Annotated in this window: 20 protein-coding genes; 8 read left to right on the top strand and 12 right to left on the bottom strand. The window is 68.4% G+C overall.

The window, feature by feature from the left end; translation table 11 throughout:
• Positions 1-18: 18 nt before the first annotated feature.
• Entirely contained in the window at positions 19-1,596 is a 1,578-nt protein-coding gene (locus ABZ412_RS07090; protein WP_357277374.1) for a hypothetical protein, read from the bottom strand.
• A 265-nt stretch (positions 1,597-1,861) separates the two neighbouring features.
• On the opposite strand from ABZ412_RS07090, the gene ABZ412_RS07085 reads away from it, so the two are divergent.
• The 6 genes from ABZ412_RS07085 (at position 1,862) to ABZ412_RS07060 (ending at position 6,511) form a co-directional block, all read left to right on the top strand.
• Positions 1,862-2,479 (top strand): DUF4232 domain-containing protein, encoded by a 618-nt coding sequence (locus tag ABZ412_RS07085; protein WP_357277371.1) that lies wholly within the window; start codon positions 1,862-1,864, stop codon positions 2,477-2,479.
• A gap of 98 nt (positions 2,480-2,577) precedes the next feature.
• Positions 2,578-3,714, top strand: coding sequence for an FAD-dependent oxidoreductase (locus tag ABZ412_RS07080; RefSeq protein WP_357277368.1), 1,137 nt, complete (start codon positions 2,578-2,580; stop codon positions 3,712-3,714).
• Positions 3,715-3,900: 186 nt separating this feature from the next.
• Positions 3,901-4,548 carry a hypothetical protein gene (locus ABZ412_RS07075; RefSeq protein WP_357277365.1) on the top strand — a complete coding sequence of 216 codons (648 nt, stop codon included), beginning with the start codon at positions 3,901-3,903 and terminating at the stop codon, positions 4,546-4,548.
• Positions 4,545-5,267: an alpha/beta fold hydrolase gene (locus ABZ412_RS07070; protein WP_357277362.1), complete on the top strand. Its 723-nt coding sequence runs from the start codon at positions 4,545-4,547 to the stop codon at positions 5,265-5,267. Before ABZ412_RS07075 ends, ABZ412_RS07070 begins: the two co-directional genes overlap by 4 nt.
• Positions 5,268-5,300: 33 nt before the next feature.
• Positions 5,301-5,885, top strand: coding sequence for a DUF1353 domain-containing protein (locus tag ABZ412_RS07065; protein WP_357277361.1), 585 nt, complete (start codon positions 5,301-5,303; stop codon positions 5,883-5,885).
• Between the two features lie 125 nt (positions 5,886-6,010).
• Positions 6,011-6,511: a hypothetical protein gene (locus ABZ412_RS07060; RefSeq protein WP_357277359.1), complete on the top strand. Its 501-nt coding sequence runs from the start codon at positions 6,011-6,013 to the stop codon at positions 6,509-6,511.
• Positions 6,512-6,561: 50 nt separating this feature from the next.
• Here ABZ412_RS07060 and ABZ412_RS07055 read toward each other — a convergent pair whose 3' ends face one another.
• On the bottom strand, positions 6,562-8,001 hold the full coding sequence (locus ABZ412_RS07055; protein WP_357277357.1) for a HEAT repeat domain-containing protein: 1,440 nt from the start codon (positions 7,999-8,001) through the stop codon (positions 6,562-6,564).
• On the opposite strand from ABZ412_RS07055, the gene ABZ412_RS07050 reads away from it, so the two are divergent.
• Entirely contained in the window at positions 8,000-8,800 is an 801-nt protein-coding gene (locus ABZ412_RS07050; protein ID WP_357277354.1) for a hypothetical protein, read from the top strand. The genes ABZ412_RS07055 and ABZ412_RS07050 overlap by 2 nt on opposite strands.
• A gap of 100 nt (positions 8,801-8,900) precedes the next feature.
• Here ABZ412_RS07050 and ABZ412_RS07045 read toward each other — a convergent pair whose 3' ends face one another.
• From ABZ412_RS07045 to ABZ412_RS07025, 5 genes are all read right to left on the bottom strand, one after another.
• On the bottom strand, positions 8,901-10,739 hold the full coding sequence (locus ABZ412_RS07045; protein ID WP_357277352.1) for a C39 family peptidase: 1,839 nt from the start codon (positions 10,737-10,739) through the stop codon (positions 8,901-8,903).
• Positions 10,740-11,107: 368 nt separating this feature from the next.
• The gene (locus tag ABZ412_RS07040; RefSeq protein WP_357277349.1) at positions 11,108-12,007 is read right to left on the bottom strand and encodes a 3-methyladenine DNA glycosylase; all 900 of its coding nucleotides are present in this window, start codon (positions 12,005-12,007) and stop codon (positions 11,108-11,110) included.
• Positions 12,004-13,068 (bottom strand): hemolysin family protein, encoded by a 1,065-nt coding sequence (locus ABZ412_RS07035; protein WP_357277347.1) that lies wholly within the window; start codon positions 13,066-13,068, stop codon positions 12,004-12,006. The genes ABZ412_RS07040 and ABZ412_RS07035 overlap by 4 nt, the downstream gene beginning before the upstream one ends.
• Positions 13,061-14,437, bottom strand: coding sequence for a hemolysin family protein (locus ABZ412_RS07030; RefSeq protein WP_357277345.1), 1,377 nt, complete (start codon positions 14,435-14,437; stop codon positions 13,061-13,063). Before ABZ412_RS07030 ends, ABZ412_RS07035 begins: the two co-directional genes overlap by 8 nt.
• Before the next feature lie 359 nt (positions 14,438-14,796).
• Entirely contained in the window at positions 14,797-16,233 is a 1,437-nt protein-coding gene (locus ABZ412_RS07025) for a GuaB1 family IMP dehydrogenase-related protein (protein ID WP_357277342.1), read from the bottom strand.
• A 95-nt stretch (positions 16,234-16,328) separates the two neighbouring features.
• Between ABZ412_RS07025 and ABZ412_RS07020 the strand changes: the two genes are divergently transcribed.
• A complete protein-coding gene (locus tag ABZ412_RS07020; RefSeq protein ID WP_357277340.1) occupies positions 16,329-16,769 on the top strand; it encodes a nuclear transport factor 2 family protein in 441 nt (146 codons plus the stop codon).
• A 294-nt stretch (positions 16,770-17,063) separates the two neighbouring features.
• On the opposite strand, the gene ABZ412_RS07015 is transcribed toward ABZ412_RS07020, so the two are convergent.
• The 5 genes from ABZ412_RS07015 to ABZ412_RS06995 form a co-directional block, all read right to left on the bottom strand.
• Positions 17,064-19,010, bottom strand: a complete 1,947-nt coding sequence (locus ABZ412_RS07015; RefSeq protein WP_357277337.1) for a DEAD/DEAH box helicase — start codon at positions 19,008-19,010, stop codon at positions 17,064-17,066.
• Positions 19,003-19,944 (bottom strand): M48 family metalloprotease, encoded by a 942-nt coding sequence (locus ABZ412_RS07010; protein WP_357277335.1) that lies wholly within the window; start codon positions 19,942-19,944, stop codon positions 19,003-19,005. Before ABZ412_RS07010 ends, ABZ412_RS07015 begins: the two co-directional genes overlap by 8 nt.
• Positions 19,945-19,987: 43 nt before the next feature.
• Complete coding sequence (locus tag ABZ412_RS07005; RefSeq protein ID WP_357277332.1) at positions 19,988-20,389, bottom strand: BlaI/MecI/CopY family transcriptional regulator; 402 nt, start codon at positions 20,387-20,389, stop codon at positions 19,988-19,990.
• Positions 20,390-20,467: 78 nt separating this feature from the next.
• Positions 20,468-21,259: an ABC transporter ATP-binding protein gene (locus tag ABZ412_RS07000; RefSeq protein ID WP_357277330.1), complete on the bottom strand. Its 792-nt coding sequence runs from the start codon at positions 21,257-21,259 to the stop codon at positions 20,468-20,470.
• Between the two features lie 37 nt (positions 21,260-21,296).
• The gene (locus ABZ412_RS06995; RefSeq protein ID WP_357277328.1) at positions 21,297-22,310 is read right to left on the bottom strand and encodes an iron chelate uptake ABC transporter family permease subunit; all 1,014 of its coding nucleotides are present in this window, start codon (positions 22,308-22,310) and stop codon (positions 21,297-21,299) included.
• Between the last annotated feature and the right edge of the window lie 137 nt (positions 22,311-22,447).

The following is a 22,447-nucleotide window of genomic DNA, read 5'->3' as shown; positions in this document are numbered from 1 at the left end:
GTGGCGTCGCGCTTTCCGTCACGACCCCACCACGGAGTGCTGGTCGGCGGGCGGGGTGTACACATCGTCGGCGAGCTGCAGCACCATGAACCCGTTGTCATTGCAGGTGGCCCACAACTGGTTGCCGTGCCACTCCGGCGGCGAGAAGCACCAGTCGGTGGACAGGTCGCCGAAGGCCAGCATGCCGGTGCGCGACGAGAGCGCCTGGTTCGGATCGAACTTGCCCTCCAGCATCGCCCGCGCGGCGGACGGGAACTCCATGATCGGCGGGCCGATCAGCGAGGCCAGCGCGTGCGGCGAGTTCCACAACTCCAGGTTGCGGCCCTTGCGGGCGGGCGGGTTGAAGTAGCCGATCTCCTTGATGTGGAACGGATCCCGCACATCGAACACCCGGATGCCGGACTCCTCCCAGGCGCAGGCCAGGGCGGTCGGGTCGTTGGGGCGGTCGGCGGCGCAGTAGTGGGCGTCGTAGGAGAACACCGAACCGCCCATGGCCGAGGCCATCGCCGAATCCTGGTTCTCGGGCAGGTTGATCTCCAGCTTCAGCTTGGCCGCCACCGACGGATTGGTGTCGTCGGAGACGTCGATGAGCTTCACCCCGCCCGCGCCGCCCTCGTCGACGGTGAACAGATAGGGCTTGCCGTCGTAGGTGACCGGGATGCTGTGCTGGGTCGCCCAGCCGTCGGTCCAGAACACCCGGCCCAGGTGCGGGACCTGCGGATTCGGGTCGCGGCGTTGCACGGCGCTGATGTCGAGGACGGTGAAGCCGCCCAGGGCGGACAGGTACATGCGGTTGCCGTCCGGGCTGATGCCGAACCCGTGCGCCTCGATGCCGGTGAGGCCCTGCCAGATCACGTGCGGGTTGGTCGGATCGGTCAGGTCGACGGCGCTGACGAAGCCGGGGGCGATGCCCGAGGCCCAATAGGTGCGCCCGTCGGTGGAGAAGCCGCCCTCGTGGGTCGTGATCGGCAGCGGCATCAGCAGATTCGTGCCCGGACCCGGGTTCAGCAGCCGCGGGTGCGCGCAGTCGGAGATGTCGTACACCGACAGGAATCCCGCGCCGATGCCGACCGGAACACCGGTGCCCACCAGCAGTTTCCGTTCGGCATTGACCTTGAGCGACTCCCAGGTGCCCGCGAGCATGGCGGGCTCGGTGAGGCTGCCGGTCTCCACCGGATTCGCCGGATCCGACACGTCCAGCACCTGCACGCCCTGGGCGGGCCCGAGGATATTGCCCGGGAACAGCGACCCCGTGTAGGAGCAGTGGTCGTAGGTGGTCGAAGTGATGCCCGCCCCCTTGCCGACGTACCCGCCGACGAACGAGATGTTGCATCGATACCCCAGCGTGCTGCGCCCGCTGTTGCGGTCGTCGGCCGGAACGTCGCCCTGCATACCGGTTTCCGGCAGCGAGTCCGGTCCGCAGTCGGCGCGCGGCACCGACGTCCGCCCGACATCCAGGAACTGCTGCACCTGATTGGCGATATCGGACTGCAGATCCGCCGACGCCCCGTGCATGGGCAGCACGGCCGCCCCCATCAGCGTCACCGCCAGCACCGCGGCGGCCTTGGACCGCCGGATACTCGTGAACCGCCCCATCGCGGTACCCCCGTCTTCTCGCGTGCTCGACCGACAGTGACCGGAGACACAGGCCACTGTGCGATGTGGTCACGGTTACATCGCGAACGCTAACTCATAAACTGACCGCTCGGTAGATCCAAAGCGAAAATTGTCTGTGACAGTCGCTGTCAGTGGGCGGTCGGGCTCGTCGAGCGGGTCCGAAAACCGTTGCCGCAGCGGTTAACAGAGCCGGTCGGCCAGTCGATCTCGAAAGGCTGCGATGATTCGACGACGGAGGTGGGCGATGCGCTCTGCTGGATTCACGATGCTCTTGGCCTGCACGGTGATCGCGGGCGTCACCGGCTGTACCGATGGAGCCACCCCGACCACGACGCCGAGCTCGGCGACCCCAGCCGTCTCACCCGGTGCCGGAAGCCCGAGTGCCGGAAACCCCGGCGCCGCCCCGACGGGCAACTCCGCGCCCGCCACCGTCCCCACCGACACCCCGATCGCCGCCTGCGCCCCCGGCCAGGTCGACGTCACCGCCACCGGCCTGGGCGCGGCCATGAGCCACCACAGCATCACCCTCACCTTCTCCATCGCCAACCCCACCCAGGCCTGCACCCTGAAGGGCTATCCCGGCCTCGACCTCACCACCTCCACCGGCGAGGTCGTCCACGCCGAACGCACCACCTCCGGTTACATGAGCCCGCAACCCACCGGCGACCCCGAACCCACCGTCGTCGTCAAGTCGGGTCACCCCGCCGAAGCCATCGCCGAGTCGGTGGCCTGCGGCGTCTACGGCAAACCCGATCCCAAGGTCGTCAAAACCCAAGTAACCCCGCCCAACTCGACCGACACCCGGGTAGTCGACGAGGCCCTCGACACCTGCAACCTGAAGATCCACCCGGTCACGGCATAACCCACGGGCTGCGCCGACGGTCGGTGGCGACCCGCCGGCGGTCATATCCCCGCAAATCTCGAGCACACGGCGGACGTGATCGGGCGCATACTCGAACGATGCACACCGTTCTGATCCTCGGTGCGGGATTCGGTGGGCTCGAACTCGCCGCGGGCCTGTCCGGGTCCGCGCCGGACGAGGTCCGGGTGACATTGCTGGATTGTGCCGAAGGCTTCGTCTTCGGCTTCGCCAAGCTGGACGTGCTGTTCCGGGGTCGCACCGACGACGAGGTCCGGATTCCCTACGACACCATCGACCTTCCGGCCGTGGAGTTCCGGCGCGAAACGGTCACCGCGATCGACCCCGCTCACCGCACTGTCACCACCGATCGAGGCGAGTACGCGCCGGACACGCTCGTCGTCGCGCTGGGCGCGGAGTACGACTGCGCCGCCACCCCCGGATTCGTCGACGACGGACACGAGTACTACTCGCTCGCGGGCGTCCACCGGCTGCGGCGACGCCTCGACGCCTTCACCGGCGGCACCATCCTGATGTCGATCCTGAGCGTCCCGTTCAAGTGCCCGCCGGCGCCCTACGAAGGCGCGCTGCTGCTGCACGAGGAGCTCGTGCGCCGCGATCTGCGCGATGCGACCCGCCTGCGACTGATCACCCCGATGGACTCACCCATTCCGGTGTCGCCGAGCTCCAACACGGCGATCCTCGGCGCACTCGCCGACCGTGGCATCGAGTACACGCCCGGAACCCGGGTGCGTGCCCTGGCCCCGGCGACCCACACCGCGTCGACGCGCGCCGGGGACCTGCCCTACGACCTGTTCATCGGCATTCCCCGGCACCGGGTTCCGGAGGTCGTGCAGGTTTCCGGGCTGACCGCGGGGGGAGTGGACGGCTGGATCCATGTCGACGCGGCCACCCTGGCCACCCCCTACCCGGGGGTGTACGCACTGGGCGACTGCGCCGACGCCCCCGTGCCCCGGGCGGGCGTATTCGCCGAGACGGCAGCGCGAACCGTCGCCGCCGACATCATCGCCCACCTGCACGACCGTCCGCGCGACGGCAGGTATCTGGGACAGGGCACGTGCCACATCGAGTTCGGCGGGGGCCTCGTCGGGAAAGTGGAAGCGGACTTCCTCTCCGGCCCGTCGCCCGTCGCCCCATTCCTCGGGCCATCCGCCGAATTCGCCGAGGAGAAAGCCGAATTCGCGGCGGCGCGGCGGCGGCGCTGGTTCGGTTCCTGAGGCCGCGGGACCGGCGCGGCGGGCATTGAGCCCGCCGGCTTCGTCCGGTCCGGAAACTTGGAAAAGCGGTGTGACCGCGCCTTTTTCGGTCGATCGGCATAAATGCGTGGTGGATCGGCGGCATTGGGTTCTACCTTCGTGATCGGCGGTGGGAGAGACCGCCGATCTGCACTGGGGGAGAACTTCATGACCGACACCTTGTTCGCTGACGTTTCCACTTTTCAGGCGCCCGTCGACGACGACTATCCGTACGAAGTCCTGTCGTTTCGCAGCAATGACGGCACATTCCGCGACGACCACTTCGCGCACAACTATCGATGGGCCACCGCCGCAGCCGATTCCGGGCGACTGGCGTGCTTCATCGTCTATTTCTATTGGCGTCCGAATTGGCACGAGACGGTGCGGACCTGCATCGACATGGTCGCCGAGGCGGGGGGACCGCATCCGCGGATGATCGTGATGCTCGATGTCGAACAGGGCGGCAATCCGTCCGGCGACCAATCCGACGGAATCAATCGCGCCTATTGGGCGGCCGCCGACTTCCTCGGTGATCCGCGCCGGGTCATCGGGTACGCCAATGCCTCCGATTTCGCGTCCATGTGGCCCACCCGTCCCGAGGGGCTGCGCGTGGTGGCGGCGGGATACGGCAACGATCCGCAACTGCCGGGGCAGGTCGCGCATCAATACACCGATGGGCAGGGGTGGGGCGGTGGACTGCCGGAGGGCTGCGACCCGTTCGGCCCCTGCGATATGAACAGTGCCGACGGTTTGTCGCCCGACGAGTTGGCCGCCGCCTGCGGAATCGGCACCGAGCGTTCCGGAGTGCGGTCATGATCGACGTTCTCATGGTGCCCGGCACGTTCTGCCCGCACGGCGGCGACAACATCAGCGAGGAGTTCCTGCGCGACCTGGACCCCGCGGAATTCACCACCCGCATCGTCGACTATCCCGCCGAGTACGGCAGTCCCGGCACCTACGCCGACAGTCGCGCGGCGGGGCGCGAGGCGCTGCTCGGCGCGATCGGCGCCAGCCCGAATCCTGTTGTGCTCGGCGGATATTCGCAGGGCGCGCACATCGCTGGCGATGTCGCGGCCGAGATCTCGGCCGGACAGCATCCGGAACTGGATGTGCGCGGCGTGGCGTTGATCGCCGACCCTTCTCGTCCACGCGGCCGGTGCGTCGGCATCGACCCGGGCGGGTGGGGGATCTCCGGCGAGCGCGACACCGGCCTGCCGACCTGGTGGGTCGCCGCCGCCGGCGACCCGATCACGTCGCTCCCGGCGGGAAACCCGTTGCGCAGCTTGGCCGATATGACCGAGTTCTATTCGCTGAGTTCCCCCGAAGCCGCGACGCGCTGGGCTCAGCACATGATCGACACCGCGACGAATCGCAGCATGCAGCCGTGGTGGAACCTCGATCGATGGCAGGACTGGGGCGGCGCGCTGGCGTGGATGCAGGGCTACCTCACCGACGGCCGGCACACCACCGCCTACCTCGCCGAAGGCCACTGCAAAGCGCTCGCCGGCGCCCTGAACCAGGAGCTGCCCCGATGACCGATCGCGCCGAATCGCGCCGAGGAGGATTCGATGCCGTTCCTCGGTGAACACGCCGTGGTCGTCGAGGAGGTCGACGCGGTCAGGTGGCGGTTGCAAGCACCGCTGACCTACCGCGCCGCCACCGACACCTTCAGCGTGCCGGTCGGTTTCATCACCGACTTCGCTTCTGTCCCACGGCCCCTGATCTGGCTGATTCCCCGCTACGGCGCGTACACCCGCGCCGCGATCCTGCACGACTACCTGTGCGAGGTCGCACCCGTCGGCCGCTCCGACGCCGACGGCATCTTCCGCCGCATGCTCCGCGAATGCGGCGTCACCACGCCTCAGCGCTGGATGATGTGGGCCGCCGTCCGTTTCGGCGGCCGCATGGCGGGTGCCGGACCCGGGGAGTGGCTGCGCTTCCTCCTGATCGCGGCCCCCGCCGCGGCATTCCTGGCAGTCCCGTTCCTCATCGACTGCCTGTTCCTGCTGCTGTTCCGGCTCTGTACGGCAACCACCACGGAAACACCTCGGATCACCGTGGCCCGAAGTGGTTTCGCCACGCTTGCAGGGCCGCCGGAGACAGGTGATCCGCGACGCGCGCGAACAGCTGATACAGAGAAGCTCCGTGCATAGCCGCGAGTTCGGTGTCGGCGGCAATCATGAGGGTTCGGACTGAAAGTGCTCCCTCGACTTGTTCCGGGAGCCTCTCGCGGTCATCTTGTGTGACAGAAGTATTCGGAATGTGTGAAGGATGTGTAGTGAAGCTCCGTCAGAGTGGACGTTTCGCCGTGGTGGCGTTGGCTGTCGTGACCGTGCTCGGTCTGTCGGCATGTGGCAGTGGTGAGAAGCACCCGGGCCACACGCCCGCCAAGTCTTCGACGTCGAAAACGGCCTCCGGACAGGCATACCCGCCCGCCCCGTCCGCCACGGAGCTGAACACCGCCATGCAGAAGGTCCTCGACCCCGCGGTCCCCGACGCCGAGAAGCTCGACCTCATGCAGGGCATGCAGGCCGACCCGAGCCTCCCGACCCGAATCATCGAGGCCTACAAGCAGAACAACGCCTCCATCACCGTCACCAACGTCGTCGACCTCGGCAACGGCACCCTCACCGCCGACGCCCAGGCCGCCATCGGCGGCGGCGCCCCCCAGCAAGCCGTCGTCCCCTTCGTCGCCGAAGACGGCAAATGGAAAGTCCAGAAGGACTGGATCTGCAACCTCCTGTCTCTCGCCAACCAAACCTCCCCGGCCTGCGGCTGAAACCGGGTAGCGGTCGAGCAACCGGGCCGGGCGCCGCGCCCGGCCCGGTCTCACGCGCGGGCTTCGAAATCCGCGAGGGCGAGGGCCAGGTGCAAGTTGTCGACTTCGCGCAGTGGGGTGAGGTCGGGGACATGCATGCCCGCGCTGCGGCAGGCGTCCAGCAGCCGGACGTGCACCGACCAGGTCACCAAAGGTGGTTCGGCCAACAGATGCAGGAGCGGTTCGACGCGGTCGCCCAGTTGGGAGATTGCCTCGGCGCGGATGCTCTCGCGGAGGTCTGTGCGGGCCAGGTCGATGAGGCGGTCGTCGAGGTCGCCGGGTGGGGTGTGGGCGGCGCAGGTGGCGAGGGCCTCGTAGCCGCGGGTGCTGGCTACCTCGCCGGAGGTGAGCAGATTCCAGGTGAGCGTGGCGATCTCGGGGGACATCGGCACGAATCGCAGGGAGTAGACGGCGGATTTGCGGACAGCGCAGTTCGGATCGTCGGTGAGCGCGAGGAGGGCGTCCACCTCGTGCCAGGTTGCCAGCATGCCGCAGGACGCTTCGCGCACTTCGGGGTCCGGGTGGGCGGAGAGCAGGGTGGCGATCGCGGGGCGGTCGGCGGCGGGGACCCGGGGCCAGGCGTAGCGGCGCAACATGGTCAACTTGGGCGCCCACGGTCCGTCCGGATCGGAGTAGGTCTCCAGGATCTCAGCCGCCGAGGGCACGGGTGGAGGCTGGTGACGGAGTCGCGGTCGTGCGGTCGAGGTCGCGGGCTCCGGTGACCCGAGCAGGTCGGCCACGGGAGCGATCCACTCGCGGATCGTCGAATGCTCGCCCTGGAACTCGCTCAACAGGCCGGCCTCGGAAGCCCGTGCTGTGACAGCCCTTTCGCTGTCGCCCCGGCCGATCTCGTGGAGCAGCCGCAGCGTGGCCCTGCTGTGGTAGTAGCGCAACGTATCGATCGCGGCACACGCGGCATCGGAGTCGCTGTCGACGGCGACACGATGCAAAGCCGGTTCGGCGGCCACCGGCTCGTCCCAGCACAGGACATCGGCGGCGGTCTTCCGTACACGAGGGTCGGGGTGGTCGAGGCCCTGGATCTTGTACCCCTGCCACCGCGGTTCCTCGAACGAGAACTCGAGACCGATCATCGCGTGCTTGTGCAGTCGATGGCGTGGATCGCGTGCGACCGGTTCGAGTAGATCGGCCTCGGTGCGTTGGGCCTGCCGGAGAACGCAGGCGCGGACCAGGTCGTCGCCGTCGTTCCACCATGCCCGTAATTCGCTGCCCTCCGGGCACATCCCGGTGCTCTCCAGCACGGTCAGTGCCGCGCACCGGACCTCGATCGCACCGCTCGGGTCCCGGCCGATCCGGGTCAGCGGCTCGACGGCCCTCGGATCACCGAGTCGTTGGAGGGCATAGCTCATCCCGTCGCGTTCCGGCCCGCCCGAATCGGGGTCGGCCAGCCCCCGGATCAAGTCGAATGTCGCGGAGCGATCGGCTTGTTCCATGATCCGTTCCAAGTCCACAAACCTGAATGATGCCAAGGGATTGACGTTCCGGCGGGGCGTCGCCGGTAGTCTCGCGCGCGTGTCGATGCACGAGATCGAGGATCTGGTCGAATGGTCGGTTCGGGTGCTGGATGCGCGGCATCCGGGGGCGGATCGGCGGGTTCGGGATTGGTTCGGGGAGTTGTACTCGTTTCAAGGCGGGTATGACTGTTCGTTCACGCAGTTCAGGGTGATGGAGATCTTGCTGGCCCGGGACTACTGCTTTCGGTTCGAGGTCGTTGCGCATCCGGATTATCTGGCACGGCGTGAGTTCTTCGATGGGTTGGAGGAATTCACGGCGCTCGTGGACCTCGCGGTGGATGATGATGAGGACGGGTCGGGCCTGGACGCGTGGCTCGAGGAGGGGTATGTGGATCCGCCGCATCTGTATTGCGATGCGGGGACGGCATTGTGGCGGCGTGCGGTGGAGGTCGGGCTGATCGCGGGGACCGGCGCCGAACCGCTTCGGCGCGTGGCGTTGGCCGATGTGGTTCGTGAGGTCGTGCTCGCGGCCGAAGCCGAGGGGGAGATCTGGGTGATCGCCACGTGGCACGCGTTGGGGCCGGCCACTCTGCTGCCGGACTTCTATACCGAAGAGCCTTGGGAGATGCCCGCGCTCAGCGAGATTCGGGCGATCGCGTTGCGGACCGGCGCGACGACAATCGAGTTGCCCTCCGGGCTGCGCCCGCCGCCGGAGTACTACGAAGAAGACGAGCTCGAAGCATGGTGGATGGGTGCGGCGGAGGACCTCCCGCGATGACTGCTGAGTGACAGTGAGTTTCACCGGGTAGTCGCTGTCGCGCCGGGGCGGCCGTCGCCGCTGACGGCCGCCCCGCTCGAGCAGTACTACGCCGTGCGCGTCACGACGCTTTGGTCGCCTTTCCGATCTCGGCGACACCGTCGACGAGAGTGTGGCCGCCCAGCTGCGGCCAGCCATTGCCGGTAATGCCCATCAGCTGGATCTCGAGGTCCCTGACCTGGTCGGCGATCCGGGCGGGGAAGGAGACCTGGGTTGGGCCGGGAGGAGGTGCGAAGCCGTCGATGGTCAGTTTCTGGCCGATGGCGGCGACGCCGTCGACCAGAGTGTGGCCGCCCAGCTGCGGCCAGCCATTGCCGCCCACACCCATCAGCTGGATCCACACGTCCGGGATCTGGCCCGCGGCGCCGGTCGGGAAGGGCACGTTGGTCGCGCCGGTGGGAGCGCCGAAGCCGGTGATCTTCAGCTTCTGGCCGATGGCGGCCACACCGTCGACGAGGGTGTGGCCACCGAGCTGGGGCCATCCCGTCCCCGGTGTGAAATCGTCGCCGTCGCCGAAGAACTGGATCCACACGTCTCGGACCTGAGCGTCGACGCCTGCCGGGAACGGTACATTGACCGCGGTGGTGGGGGCCGCGAAGCGCGTGATCTTCAGCTTCTGACCGATCGCGGCGAATTCGTCGACGAGGGTTCGTCCGCCCAGTTGGGGCCATCCCGTTCCGGGCATGTTGTCGCCGCCGTCGCCGAAGAGCTGGATCCACACGTCTCCGATCGGCAAGGTGGGCATCGGGGCCGCGGTGGCCGAGGTATAGCCCTTCGGCGGGATCAGTGTCGCGAGCTGGTCGAAGCCGATCCAATACCCGTACGGGCTGAATCCGCTGTCGGCGACCCACACCGCACGCGGGAACGCGCTGTCGTAGCCCATCAGCGCGATGTAATGGAACACTTCACCGCCGCCGTATACGGGTGATACCGAACCCTTGACGCCTTGCGGGTAGTTGTTCGGCGGGGCGTCGATATTCGCGACCACGCCGAAGCCGGCGTCGATCGAATTGGCGATGTCCTTCCACAACCGATCCTTCTGGGCGCCGGTCGGCGGATCGTCGTGCATGTACGTGTCGACGTACTTCGCGGCGGGCAGAATTCTGTTCAGCACCGGTGTGATCAGACCGACGTAATCGGTCCCGTTCTCGGTGGTCCCGATCTCGGTGGCCAAATATTGTTCGGAAAGGTTCACTCCACACGAATTGCACACGATCTGGGTCGCGGCGGGACCGCACCAGAAGAACCTCTCCTGCGGGACGATCGACCTGTCGTAGGGGAGTTCCTTCTCCGTCGGTTCCCCACTCTGCGATACCGAAGCCAGCCGGTCATAGATGTCCTGGGCGTCGGACATGCGTTCGTCGTAGCGATCGGGGAACGCCGATCGCTGCACCTCTTGGGCATACGAACCGGGTGAATCCGGACCGTTGTAATCCAGCCTGGCGAGTCGCTCGTAGAACAGCCCTGCCGACGTGGTCGGGTTCATACAGGTCGCGCAATCAGCCCACCAGTACTCGCCGTTGTCGCCCTGCCGGATCTGTTGCTGGAACACACCCACCGAGAAGCCGTCGGTCCCCACCGCATCGTGTTCGAGCTGCATGGACTCCGGCACCGCGGGATTCGCGTAGATTGTCAGGTTCGACTCGACCAGCCCCGTCGCCAGTGCGATCACGATGCCGCGCTGACTGATTCCACGTCGCTGCCCCTCCGCGATGATCGCCTGGGCGACTTGATCCCGTGTCATAGCTATGCGCCTCCTATTTCGAGAGCAGATGCGCACACTTCGAGAATTCGCGTGATCGCGAAAAGATTCGGTCGCGCGCGTCGCCGAACGAGCATTATGAATAAACGGCGTGTCGCATATTCCGTTTATTGGGCTGCGTTCGAGGTGGGGCAGCACCTCGGAGCCCCGGCAATCCCCCCGTCGTTCGTGAACGAGGCCAGTTGGTCTTCTAATTGGGCGCGGGCACGCGCGGACGACAGCAGGAACTGTCGAAGATGATGACGAGTGTGGCCAATCCGCCGACCTGGGACGGATACGTGGCACTGTTCCTGTCAGATGCGCCGACCAGGTGCCCTATCCAACCCTGCCCCCCAAATTCCTTAGCCGTCCGAACCTGTAGTCGAATTTGCCAATCGGCCAGTGCGCAGTCGAGATTTCCTGATAATAGTGCACGTCAGCGCCATTCGGAAGCGAGACTAAACCGTCACACCGGTCACGAATATCATTTGTTTGCAAACACATCGAATCCGGGACGCCATTCGCGCCTATCTGCTCAGCAGGTGTCTGGCGGCGTCCAGCAGGCGGGTGCGCAGGAGTTCCGATCGGGCCGCGATGTCGGCTTGCCCGCGGACGTATTCGGCTCGGCCGGAAGGTGTTTCGATGCGAATGGGCTCGTAGCCGTAGTCCAGCAGGTCGTAGGGACTGGCCTTCATGTCGAGCTCGCGGGCGGCGCAGGCCAGTTCGAAGGCGTCCAACAGCAGGTCGGAGCTGATCAAGGGGGTCAGCTTGAAGCCCCACTTGTAGATGTCCATATTGGCGTGCAGGCAGCCGGGTTGCTCGCGGGCGATCTGGGAGTCGCGGGTGAGGGGTTCGATATTGAGGGGGACGGCCGCGGGGGTGAAGAAGCGGAAAGCGTCGAAGTGGGTGCAGCGGATCTGCATCGATTCGACGACGGCGTCGGTGCCGGCGGAGCCCAGGCGGAGGGGGACCTGCTGGTGGCGGACGTCGTCGGTGCGGTAGACCATGGCCCACTCGTGGAGGCCGAAGCAGGACAGCTGAGCCGGACGGGAGGCGGTCGCGGACAACAGGGAGACGACGAATTCGACGGTGTCGCGGCGCTTGTCGAGGAAGGCGGGATCGGCGGTCCAGCCGGTGACGGACGGTCCGCCGGGGGAGTCCACCGAGATCTGGTGGTAGCCGCGCGATCCCGTGTACTCCTCGGCATCGGTCAGCGCGACACCGAACCCCGGATGCCAGCGTTTCAACTGGGCGGGCTTGTTGCCGTAATAGGTGAACAGGAAGTCGATCACCGGGTGCTTGGTGCCCGCCGCGCGCCGGTCGAGGTACGGGCCGAGCAGCGCGTCGACGCGGGCGCGGTGGGCGGCCGCCCGGTCCCGCCAAGCGGGACCGGACAGCACGGGGGAATCGATGCGGGTGTTCATCATTCGGCGAGACGGTGGGTGGCGTCGCGGACGGTGCCCACGAACTCCTCCACCAGATCCTCCAGGGCCACGATGCCGACGGTATTGCCGCGGCTGTCCACCACCCGACCCAGGTGGGAGTTGGTACGGCGCAGACGGGCCAGCGCCTCGAACAAGGTGGTGCCCATGCTGACGGTCGGCAGCGGACGGATATCGGTGCGCGGGATCGGAGTGCCCGGGCCCGCGTCCTCGTCGGCGGTCAGGTCGAGCACATCCTTGACGTGGAGGTAGCCGACCAGCGAACCGTCGTCCGCCCGAACCGGGTAACGCGAGAATCCGGTCTCGGCGACAGCGGATTCGATGTCACCGAGGGTGGTTCCGTCGCCGCGCAACGGCACCGAGCGGGCCTTGGCCAGCGGCACCATCACATCGGCGACGATCCGATCGCTCGAGCCCAGCGCCTGCGTGAGGCGACGGTGCTCCTCCTCGTCCAACAGCCCCTCGGAGCGCGATTCACCGAACATCTCGGCCAGCTCGTCCGACGACACCGTCGAATCCAGCTCGTCCTTCGGCTCGATCCGCAATGCCCGCAGCGAGATATTGGCGGCGAAGTTGTAGACCGCGATCAACGGCTTGGCCAGCCGCAGCCACATCAGGTGCAGCGGAACCAGCAGTAGCGCCATCCGTTCCGGACCGGCGAGCGCGATGTTCTTCGGGATCATCTCGCCGAGCAGGATGTGCAGGATCACCACGATCGTCAACGCCAGCGCGAACGAGATCGGATGCAGCAGCGAATCCGGCACACCCAGCAGATCGAACGGCTGCTCCAGCAGATGCGCCACCGCGGGCTCACCCACCCGGCCCAGCAGGATCGAGCAGATGGTGATGCCCAGCTGCGCCGCCGCCAGCATCATCGACAGGTTCTGGCCCGCCTCGATCACCGTATTGGCGCTGCGCTTGCCCTGCGCCGCCAGTGCTTCGAGCCGGTCACGGCGCGCGGAGATCAACGCGAACTCCGCGCCGACGAAGAACGCGTTGCCCAGCAACAAGAGGAACGTCAACAGGACGGCGTACAGGTCACCCATGAGTCTGCTCCCAGATCGCGAGGGCCTCGGCGTCGATCGGCCTGATCAGGACGCGGTCGATGCGGCGGCCGTCCATGCGCTCCACGGTGGCGATCCAGCCGCCTCGAGTGTGGGTGTGCTCGAGCTGGCTGTTGCCGGGTTGGGGCAGCAGCACCTCGTCGCCGGTTTCGGGAATCCGGCCCAGACGGGTCAGGACCAGGCCACCCAAGGTTTCGTATTCGCCCTCGGGCGGGTCGTATCCGGTGGTGCGGGACACCTCGTCGATGCGCATCAGACCCGAGCAGTTCCAGCCGTTGGCCGTGCGGCGCACATCGAGCTCCTCCTCGTCGTGCTCGTCGCGCACGTCGCCGAGGATCTCCTCGATCAGGTCCTCCATGGTGACGATGCCCGCGGTGCCGCCGTACTCGTCGACCACCAGCGCCACCTGCATACCGTCGCGGCGCACCCGCTCGAGCACCTCGTCGCCGTCCAGGCTGGCCGGCACCACGGGCACCTGCTGCGCGATGGACTTCAAGGTGATCTGGCGGCGATCCTTCACCGGATGCACGAAGGTCTGCTTGATGTGCACGAACCCGAGCGTGTTGTCGAGATCGCCGTCCACGACCGGGAACCGCGAGTACCCGGTTTCGCGCGCGGCGTCGATCAGATCGGCGAGAGTGCAGTCCTGATCGAGGGTTTCGATGGTCATGCGAGGCGTCATCAACTCCTCCGCGGTGCGGTCGCCGAACTGCAGCGACCGATCCACCACCTGCGCGGTGCGCTGATCGAGCGCCCCGTGCAGCGCGGAAGTTCGCACCAGCGAACCCAATTCCTGCGGTGAGCGGGCCGACCGGAGTTCCTCGGCCGGTTCGATGCCGATCCGGCGCACCGCCCAGTTGGCGGCCCCGTTCAGGAAATTGATCATCCACTTGAAGACGGTGGAGAAGGCGATCATCGGGCCCGCGGTCCAGCGCGCGGTCTCCAGCGGGGAGGCGATGGCGATGTTCTTGGGCACCAGCTCGCCGTAGATCATCGACAGCGAGGTCGCGATGATCAGCGCCAGCGCCAGGGAGATGCCCTTCGCGGTCCCGTCGCCCAGCCCGAACACGCTCAGCATCGGCTCCAGCAGCCGGGCCAGCACGGGCTCGGCGATGTAACCGGTGATCAGGGTGGTGATGGTGATGCCCAGCTGAGCGCCCGACAACTGGAACGAGAGCGTGCGATGCGCCTGGCGCACCTGCCGGGCCCGGCGGTCGCCGTCACGGGCGTGGGCCTCCACGGTGGAGCGTTCCAGGGCGGTGAGCGAGAATTCCGCGGCCACGAACAAGGCCGTGCCGGCGGTCAGAGCGATGAATCCGAGCAGACTGAGAATGGTGAGCAGAACCGACACGGTCAGCACCACCCGGCCGTTTCCGAAGCCGGTATTGCGGGGAAGCCGGGTTTGTCACCCGGCTCGGTAGAGGAGCCCTCCTGTGAAGCGCCCTGGGACGCGGGTGACAACTGGTTCCTTTCGCAGGGGTTGCTGGCGGAGATACGCCACGGATACCCAGTTCCTGGGTCCGGTCAGGCTATGTTACCGGGCGGCTTCGCCGGTTTCCGCACAGCGGGGCCGTATCACAGTGGACGGTCGCCGGGAATCATCCGGCGGCGACCCGGCGGTGACTCGCCGAACGGGGTCCGCGCACACGAAACCCGGCGGATCCGAGCGGACCCGCCGGGTTCGGGTTGTGCAGTACTAACGGGGAACGATCACCAACCGGACGGCAGCGGGCGGCCCTCGGCGAACCCGGCGGCCGACTGGATGCCCAGCACGGCGCGCTCGTGGAACTCGCCGATGGTGCGCGCGCCCGCGTAGGTGCAGGAGCTGCGCACACCGGAGGTGATGTGGTCGATCAGGTCCTCGACACCGGGACGCTCGGGATCGAGGCGCATGCGCGAGGACGAGATGCCCTCCTCGAACAGCGCCTTGCGGGCCCGGTCGAACGCCGAGTCGGTGGCGGTGCGGGCGGCCACGGCCCGCTTGGACGCCATGCCGAAGGACTCCTTGTAGCGGTTGCCGTCACGGTCGGTGCGCAGGTCGCCGGGCGACTCGTAGGTGCCCGCGAACCAGGAGCCGATCATCACGTTGGCCGCGCCGGCCGCGAGCGCCAGGGCCACGTCGCGCGGGTGGCGGACGCCGCCGTCGGCCCACACGTGCTTGCCGAATTCCGCTGCGGCCGTGGCGCATTCGGCCACGGCGGAGAACTGCGGGCGACCCACGCCGGTCATCATGCGGGTGGTGCACATGGCACCGGGGCCGACACCGACCTTGATGATGTCCGCGCCGGCCTCGATCAGATCGCGGGTGCCCTCGGCGGAGACCACGTTGCCCGCGACCAGCGGCACGCCCAGATCCAGCGCGGCCACCGAGGCCAGCGCCTCCAGCATCTTCTGCTGGTGGCCGTGCGCGGTGTCCATGACCAGCACGTCGGCGCCCGCGTCGACCAGGGCCTTGGCCTTGCCCGGGATGTCGCCGTTGATGCCGACCGCGGCCGCGATGCGCAGTCGGCCCGCGGCGTCGGTGGCCGGGGTGTAGATGCCGGTACGGATGGCGCCGGTGCGGGTCATCACGCCCGCGAGGGTGCCGTCGGCGTGGACCAGCACGGCCAGGTGGGCGTGCTCGGCCTCGAGCAGATCGAAGATGTCGCGCGGCGAGGCGTCGGCCGGAGCGCTGACGAAGTTGGCGTCGGCGACGGTGCTCAGGCGGGCGAAACGGTCCACATCGGTGCAGGCCGCCTCGGTGACCACGCCGACCGGCTTGCCGTTCTCGACCACGACGACCGCGCCGTGGGCGCGCTTGTGGATGAGGGCCAGCGCGTCGGAGACCGACTGCTCGGGATCCAGCACGACAGGGGTGTCGGCGGTGAGCGAGCGGCTCTTGACGAAGGCGATGGTGTCGGCGGCCGCCGGGATCGGAAGATCCTGCGGCAGCACCACGATGCCGCCGCGGCGGGCCACGGTCTCGGCCATACGGCGGCCGGCGACGGCGGTCATGTTCGCGACCACGAGAGGGATGGTGGTGCCGGTCCCGTCGGAGGTGGACAGGTCGACATCGAAACGGGACGCCACATCCGTCCGGCGGGGGACGAGGAAGACGTCGTCGTAGGTCAGGTCATAGGGCGGGGTCTGCCCGGGAAGAAACTGCACGTTGGACCATGGTAGCTGAACGCTGTGCGTTCGCCAGCGACTTGCCAAGAAATTCCGATTGCCGCGCGAATCGGGGTGTCCTAGCGTTCGCGAGCGTGACCGATCTTGCGGCGCTCGCCGATCGACTGGACGTCGGCGACACCATCACCAAACTCTTCGTCTACTGCGACCAGGCCCGCTGGGCCGACCTGCGCGAGTCGGTGCTCGCGCCGGAGGTGTTCTTCGACAACGGTTTCGGCGGTCCGGTCGGGCCGCAGCCCGGCGGCGACATCGTCGACGCCTGGGCCGCCGGTCTGGGTTCGCTGGACGCCGTACACCACCAGGCGGGCAACCAGCTCGTCGAGATCACCGGCGATACCGCGCTGGCGCACGCCGACGCCATCGCCGTGCACGTGAAGAACGACGCCACCGGCGGCACCACCCGCTGGTTCGTCGGCAGCTACGTACTCGGGTTGCAGCGTACTGAAAAGGGCTGGCGCATCGACCGTTTCGAATACACGGTGAAGGTCATCGATGGCAACGCCGACTTGATCTGACCGCCGAGCGCGGACGCGGTGCGGACGGGCGGGCCTCGCGGGCCGGTTCCGCACCGCATTCGCCGGGTCGCTCTCGATCAACTTGGGGCGCAGTGGCTTCGAACGGATGGCACCGTCTGTCGTTGGCCCGCCGCGGGAGTTGTGAACACGTCCGCTCAGAGCCGCCCGGATGGTTTGCTAAAAATTTGCTAGGCCTTGTTTTGGTTCCCTGGAGATCTCGATCTCGTCGGATTTGCCGGAAACGCCGCTCGATTCGCCTGCGCGTGTCGTAGGAACCTACAACCGTGTCGCCGCTCAGCGGGACGAACGCCGGGCAGCACCCGGCTTGCGCTTCTTGTTGTGCGTGCGGCTCTCGCCCTGCGGCCGCTGCTGCCGGAACCGCGGCTGCTCCTTGTCGGCCTTCCGCTCGGGCGTGGGCGGGGCCGAGGGATCGGCGATCGGACGGCCGCTCGGGCGGCGGGCTCCCGTGATCTCGACGAGCCGGCGATCGCCCGGCCGCACCTCGACATCGGTGAGGGTCACCGAGGCGCGCTCCGCCAACCGGGCCGCCTCCTCCCGGTCGTCCGGGGTGACGATGGTGACGACCGTGCCCGACGCGCCCGCCCGCGCGGTCCGGCCGGTGCGGTGCAGATAGTCCTTCGGGTCCGCGGGCGGATCGACGTGCACGACCAGCGAGACATCGTCGATGTGCAGCCCGCGGGCCGCGACATCCGTGGCCACCAGCACCGGCGCGGTCCCGTCGGCGAACGCGGCGAGCATCCGGGTGCGCTGGTTCTGTGCCTTTCCGCCGTGCAGCGCGACCGCGCCGATCCCGATCTCCCGCAGCTTGCGGGCCAGCTTGTCCGCCCCGTGCTGGGTGCGCACGAACAGCAGCGTCCGACCCGGCCGCGCGGCGATTTCGCTGACCACCGCCCGCTTGTCCGGCCGCCGCACATGCAGCGCGTAGTGGGCGATATCGGGTCCAGCGGCTACCCTCCCGAACCCGCCGCCGACCGTGCCGCCCGTGGCGGTAGCGCCTACCGCGCTCGAATCGGTTGCCGCCGCTGTCGAACCGGTACCCGCCTCGGCAGCGCTTGTGCCCGGAGAGCCCGCTCCCAGCAGGGCCGAGGCTTCACCCCGCGGGGCCGCGCCTGTGCCCGTGGCCGGGGTGCCCGGCGTGGTAGGACCCGGGTGCTGCGCGGTCGAATTCGCGCCCAACGTCGAATTCGTCCCGAATGCGGCCGAATTCGTGCCCGCCGGTGCGGTTTTCGCCGTGGTCGCGCCGATCGCGTGGGTGGCGGGCTCGCGGAGGTACTTCTGCACCAGCCCGTCGATCGACTCGTCCAGCGTCGCCGAGAACAATAGCTGCTGCGCGTCCTCGGGCACTTTGTTCAGCAGGGCCGTGAGCTGCGGCAGGAAGCCGAGTTCGGCCATGTGGTCGGCCTCGTCGACGGTGACGACGCGAATATCGGCCAGCTGCACGGCTTTCCGCCCGAGCAGATCGGTCAACCGGCCCGGCGTCGCGATGACCACGTCCACGCCGCGCGCCAGCCGCTCCTCCTGCTTCTTGATCGGGAGCCCGCCGACCGCGGTGGCCAGGCGCAGGCCCAGCGACAGCGCGGGTTCGTCCAGTGCCGCTTCGATCTGGATCGCCAGTTCCCGGGTGGGCGCGAGGATCAGACCGCGCGGCCGCTTGGGGGCGCTCGGCGCACCGAACAGCCGCACCAGCATCGGCAACCCGAACGCCAGCGTTTTGCCCGACCCCGTGGCGGCCCGGCCCAGCACGTCGCGGCCCGCGAGAATGTCGGGAATGACCGCGGCCTGAATCGGGAACGCCGTATCCATCCCGCCCCGCCGCAGCGCCTGCACCAGCACCGGTGGCAGACCGAGATCCGCGAATCGGGTCGGGCTCGATCCCGCCGCACCGCTCGCGCGGCCTCCGCGTCCGGCACTGCCGCCGACATCGCCTGCCGTTCCCGCGGGCCCGGCCGGCATCTCCGCGGGGGCCGTGGATGCCGGTCGTGCCGTGCTGGATGCCGGGTCGGCCGCGGATGTCGGGTCGGTGTGGATGGTGTCCTCCATAGCTGTTTTCGGTGGGTCGGCAGGAGCTGTGCTCGGCATCGCCGCGGGTCGGTTTCGGGTGCCGCGGCGGGTGGACGAGGTGTCGAGGGTGGCGTCGCGGGAGCCGGGTGCGCCGCCGGGCACGGCGGCACCGTCCGCGCCCGAGTCGGATTCGCGGGCGGGCGGAGCGGGTTCAGGCACGGCTGACCAGGCGGCTGACCTCGACCAGCCAGGGGATCGCGACGGCGAGGGTCGGCACGACGAGGATGGCGGCGGCGGCCAGGTAGGCGGCGGCGGCGATGCGCAGGTCGCCGATGGGACCGGCGAGGCGCTGGATGCGGATCAGTGTGCTGGGTCCGCCCGCGGCCATCGCGCCCTGTGGCGCGGGCGAATTCGAGCAGGCCACCAGGGCGCGGGCCAGCGGGGTGGGGCCGGTGACCTTGACCGCGGAGTCGTCGGCCAGCAGTTCGATGAGCAGTTTCACCGAGTCCAGGGCGGACTTGGAGCGGACCACGCGGGGGAAGGCCTCGTGCGCGGCGGTGAAGGCTTCCAGCACCAGGTCGTGGCGGGCCCGCAGGTGCGAGCGTTCATGACTGACGATGGCGGTGAGTTCCTCGTCGGTCAGATTGGTGACCGTCCCCTGGCTGAGCACCACGCGACGGCGTAGCCCGGGTAGGCAGTAGGCGATCGGCTCGGTGGCCGCGAGCACCCGGATATCGGCCGATTTGCGTCGCACGCTGGACTGATCGAGCAGGTCGACCAGCATGCGGTGGCGGGCGCGGCGGCGGCGGGTGTGGATGCCGACCCGGATCACCGACCAGATGAGTCGCGCCCCGATCAGCAGTGTGAGCGCGAACACCAGCACCAGGCCCAGCCACAGCGGCAGGCCGAGGGCGTCGATTTCCTTGCTGGGCGTGGTGGTCGGCCGGCCGTCGGGGCCGGGGACCAGCAGGCGGGAGGCGATGGCGAGGCCGGAGCCGAAGGCGCTGAGCACCGCGGCCAGCGCGATGGCCTGCCAGAGCACCAGGGCGGCACGGGGACTGCGGAAGGGCCAGGTGGCCCGGGAGAGCAGCGCTGGTACCGGTCCCGCCAATAACAAGGCGAGACCGGCGAATACCGGCGCTGTCCAGTCCATGTCCTCAGCTCACTGCGTTGTGGGGCTCGGGCCGAGGGTACAGCTAAACGGACTCGGGTTTGTCCTTGCGCGCCACCTCGGTGGCTTCGAGCTTAGCGAGTGCGGCGCGCAATGCGTCAGCCTCGTCGGCGCCGACCTGCTCGACGAAGTGCACGAGCGCGGCACGGCGGCTGCCCACCTCGTCCGCTTGCTGCAGCGCGTCGAACATGAGGCTGGCGACGAGTTCGTCGCGGGTGTGCACGGGCGCGTACCGGTGTGCGCGGTCGTCGCGCTGCTGGACGACCAGGTTCTTCTTCGCCAAGCGCTGTAGAACGGTCATCACCGTGGTGTACGCGAGTTCACGACGCTGAGCGAGGGCTTCATGGACCTGCCGGACCGTTTGCGGTTCGTCGGCCGACCACAACTGGTCCATGACCGCTTTCTCGAGTTCACCAAGACCTGCCATCCCACAAGCTTACGGAGACAACGACAGCAATGCGTACTACAGGTCGTCGTAACCGGCGGGTTGCTGGTGTGGGATTGCTCATACGATGACGTGACGGTTGCCGATCGGCACGATCATGGGCCGCCCGGACACCGGATCCTCGAGCACCTCGGCCCGCAGATTGAACACCTCGAGCAGCAGTTCGGCATCGATGATGTCGGCCGGGGCGCCCTGGGCCTCGATGCGCCCGTCGCGCATGACGATGAGGCGGTCGCTGTAGCGGATGGCCAGGTTCAGGTCGTGCAGCACCATGACCACGGTCCGGCCCAGGTCGTCGTGCAGGCGGTCGACCAGGTCCAGCACCTCGAGGGCGTGGGTGAGGTCGAGGTAGGTGGTCGGCTCGTCGAGCAGCAGGATGTCGGTGCCCTGGGCCAGGGCCATGGAGATCCAGGCGCGCTGGCGCTGGCCGCCGGACAGCTCGTCGAGGGTGCGGCCCGCGAGGTCCGCGATGCCGGTCTGTTCGAGGGCGGCCAGCACTTCGGTCTCGTCGTCGGCGGACCACTGCCGCAGCCAGGACTGGTGCGGGTGGCGGCCGCGGGCGACCAGATCGGCGACGGTGAGGCCCTCGGGCGCGACCGGCGTCTGCGGCAGCATGCCGACCACGCGGGCGATGTCCTTGGTCTTCATGGTGGCGATGGCCTTGCCGTCCAACAGGACCCGGCCCGCCTTGGGGCGCAGCAGCCGGCCCAGGGAGCGCAGCAGGGTGGACTTGCCGCAGCCGTTGGGGCCGATGACGGTGGTGATGAGCCCGGGCTCGATGTCCACCGACAGTCCGTCGACGATGATCCGCTCGCCGTAGCCGAGGGTGAGGGATTCCGCAGCGAGAGTCACAGTGCCACCTTAGAAGTCACGGGAGCCGACGTCGAAGTCACAGTGTCGCCTTCCGGTTGGTGCGAACGAGCAGATACAGCAGGAACGGTCCACCCACGGCCGCGGTGACCACACCGACGGGCAGCGACACCGGAAACGCGGTGCGCGCGAGCAGGTCCGCGCCGACCACGGCGATGGCCCCGACCAGCGCGGACGCGATGACCGGTTCACCGGGAGTGCGCAGCAGCCGCCGCGCGATCTGCGGCGCCGCCAGGCCCACGAATCCGAGCGGGCCGACCGCGGCGGTCGCCAGCGCGGTGCAACCGACCGCGGCGGCGATGAGGATCGCCTGCTGGGTCTGGATGCGGACGCCGAGGATGCGGGTGGTGTCGGTGCCGAACCGCAGCGCGGCCAGCGTGCGCGCCGATCCGGCGGTGACGAGCAGCGCGAGCCCCAATCCGATCGAGGCGGGGATCAGGCTCGACCAGTCGGCCATGTTCAGCGACCCGGTCAGCCATTGCTGGGCGTGCGCGGCGTCGGTGAGCGTCGCCCGCGTCAGCAGCCAGCTCACCACCGACAGCAGCGCCGCGTTGACGCCGATCCCGATGAGCACCAACCGGAATCCCATCACCCCGGCATCCCCGGACGCGGTCCGTCCCCAGGCGAGCAGATAGATGAGCACCGCGGTCAGCAGCCCGCCCGCCAGCGCCGCCCCCGAAACCCCGAGCGCCGCAGCCGTCCCCGTCCCGGCCCCGCCGAGCCCGACCAGCACCGCGACCGCGCCGACGCTCGCACCGGAGGTGATGCCGAGCAGATCCGGGCTGGCCAGGGGGTTGTGCAGAATCGACTGCGTCACCGCGCCCGCCAGCCCCAGCGCCGCCCCGACCACCACGGCGGTCAGCGCCCGTGGCAGCCGCGAATCCATGATCACGAACCGCTGCGCCCGAGTCCCGCCGCCGCCCAGCACATCCAGCACCCGCCCGAGCGGAATCCGGAACTCGCCCACCGCGATATCCAGCGCGAACAATCCGAACAGCAAGGCCGCCAGCGAGATCACGGTGATCAATGCCATCGGACGCAGCACCGACGAGAATCCGCCAGCCCGCACGGCAGGCCGAACCGCTCGCAATCCGGTCGCGGCGTCTGTGCGTTCGGCGCCCGTTCCCTCCGGCGCGCGTCCGGACGACGGTGCCGTATGTGCCTGTGACG

This window comes from Nocardia sp. NPDC005746 (genome assembly GCF_040630785.1).
Taxonomy (GTDB): Bacteria; Actinomycetota; Actinomycetes; order Mycobacteriales; family Mycobacteriaceae; genus Nocardia.
The sequence above is the reverse complement of the archived record's forward strand: the minus strand, read 5'-3'. Positions and strand labels throughout refer to the sequence as shown.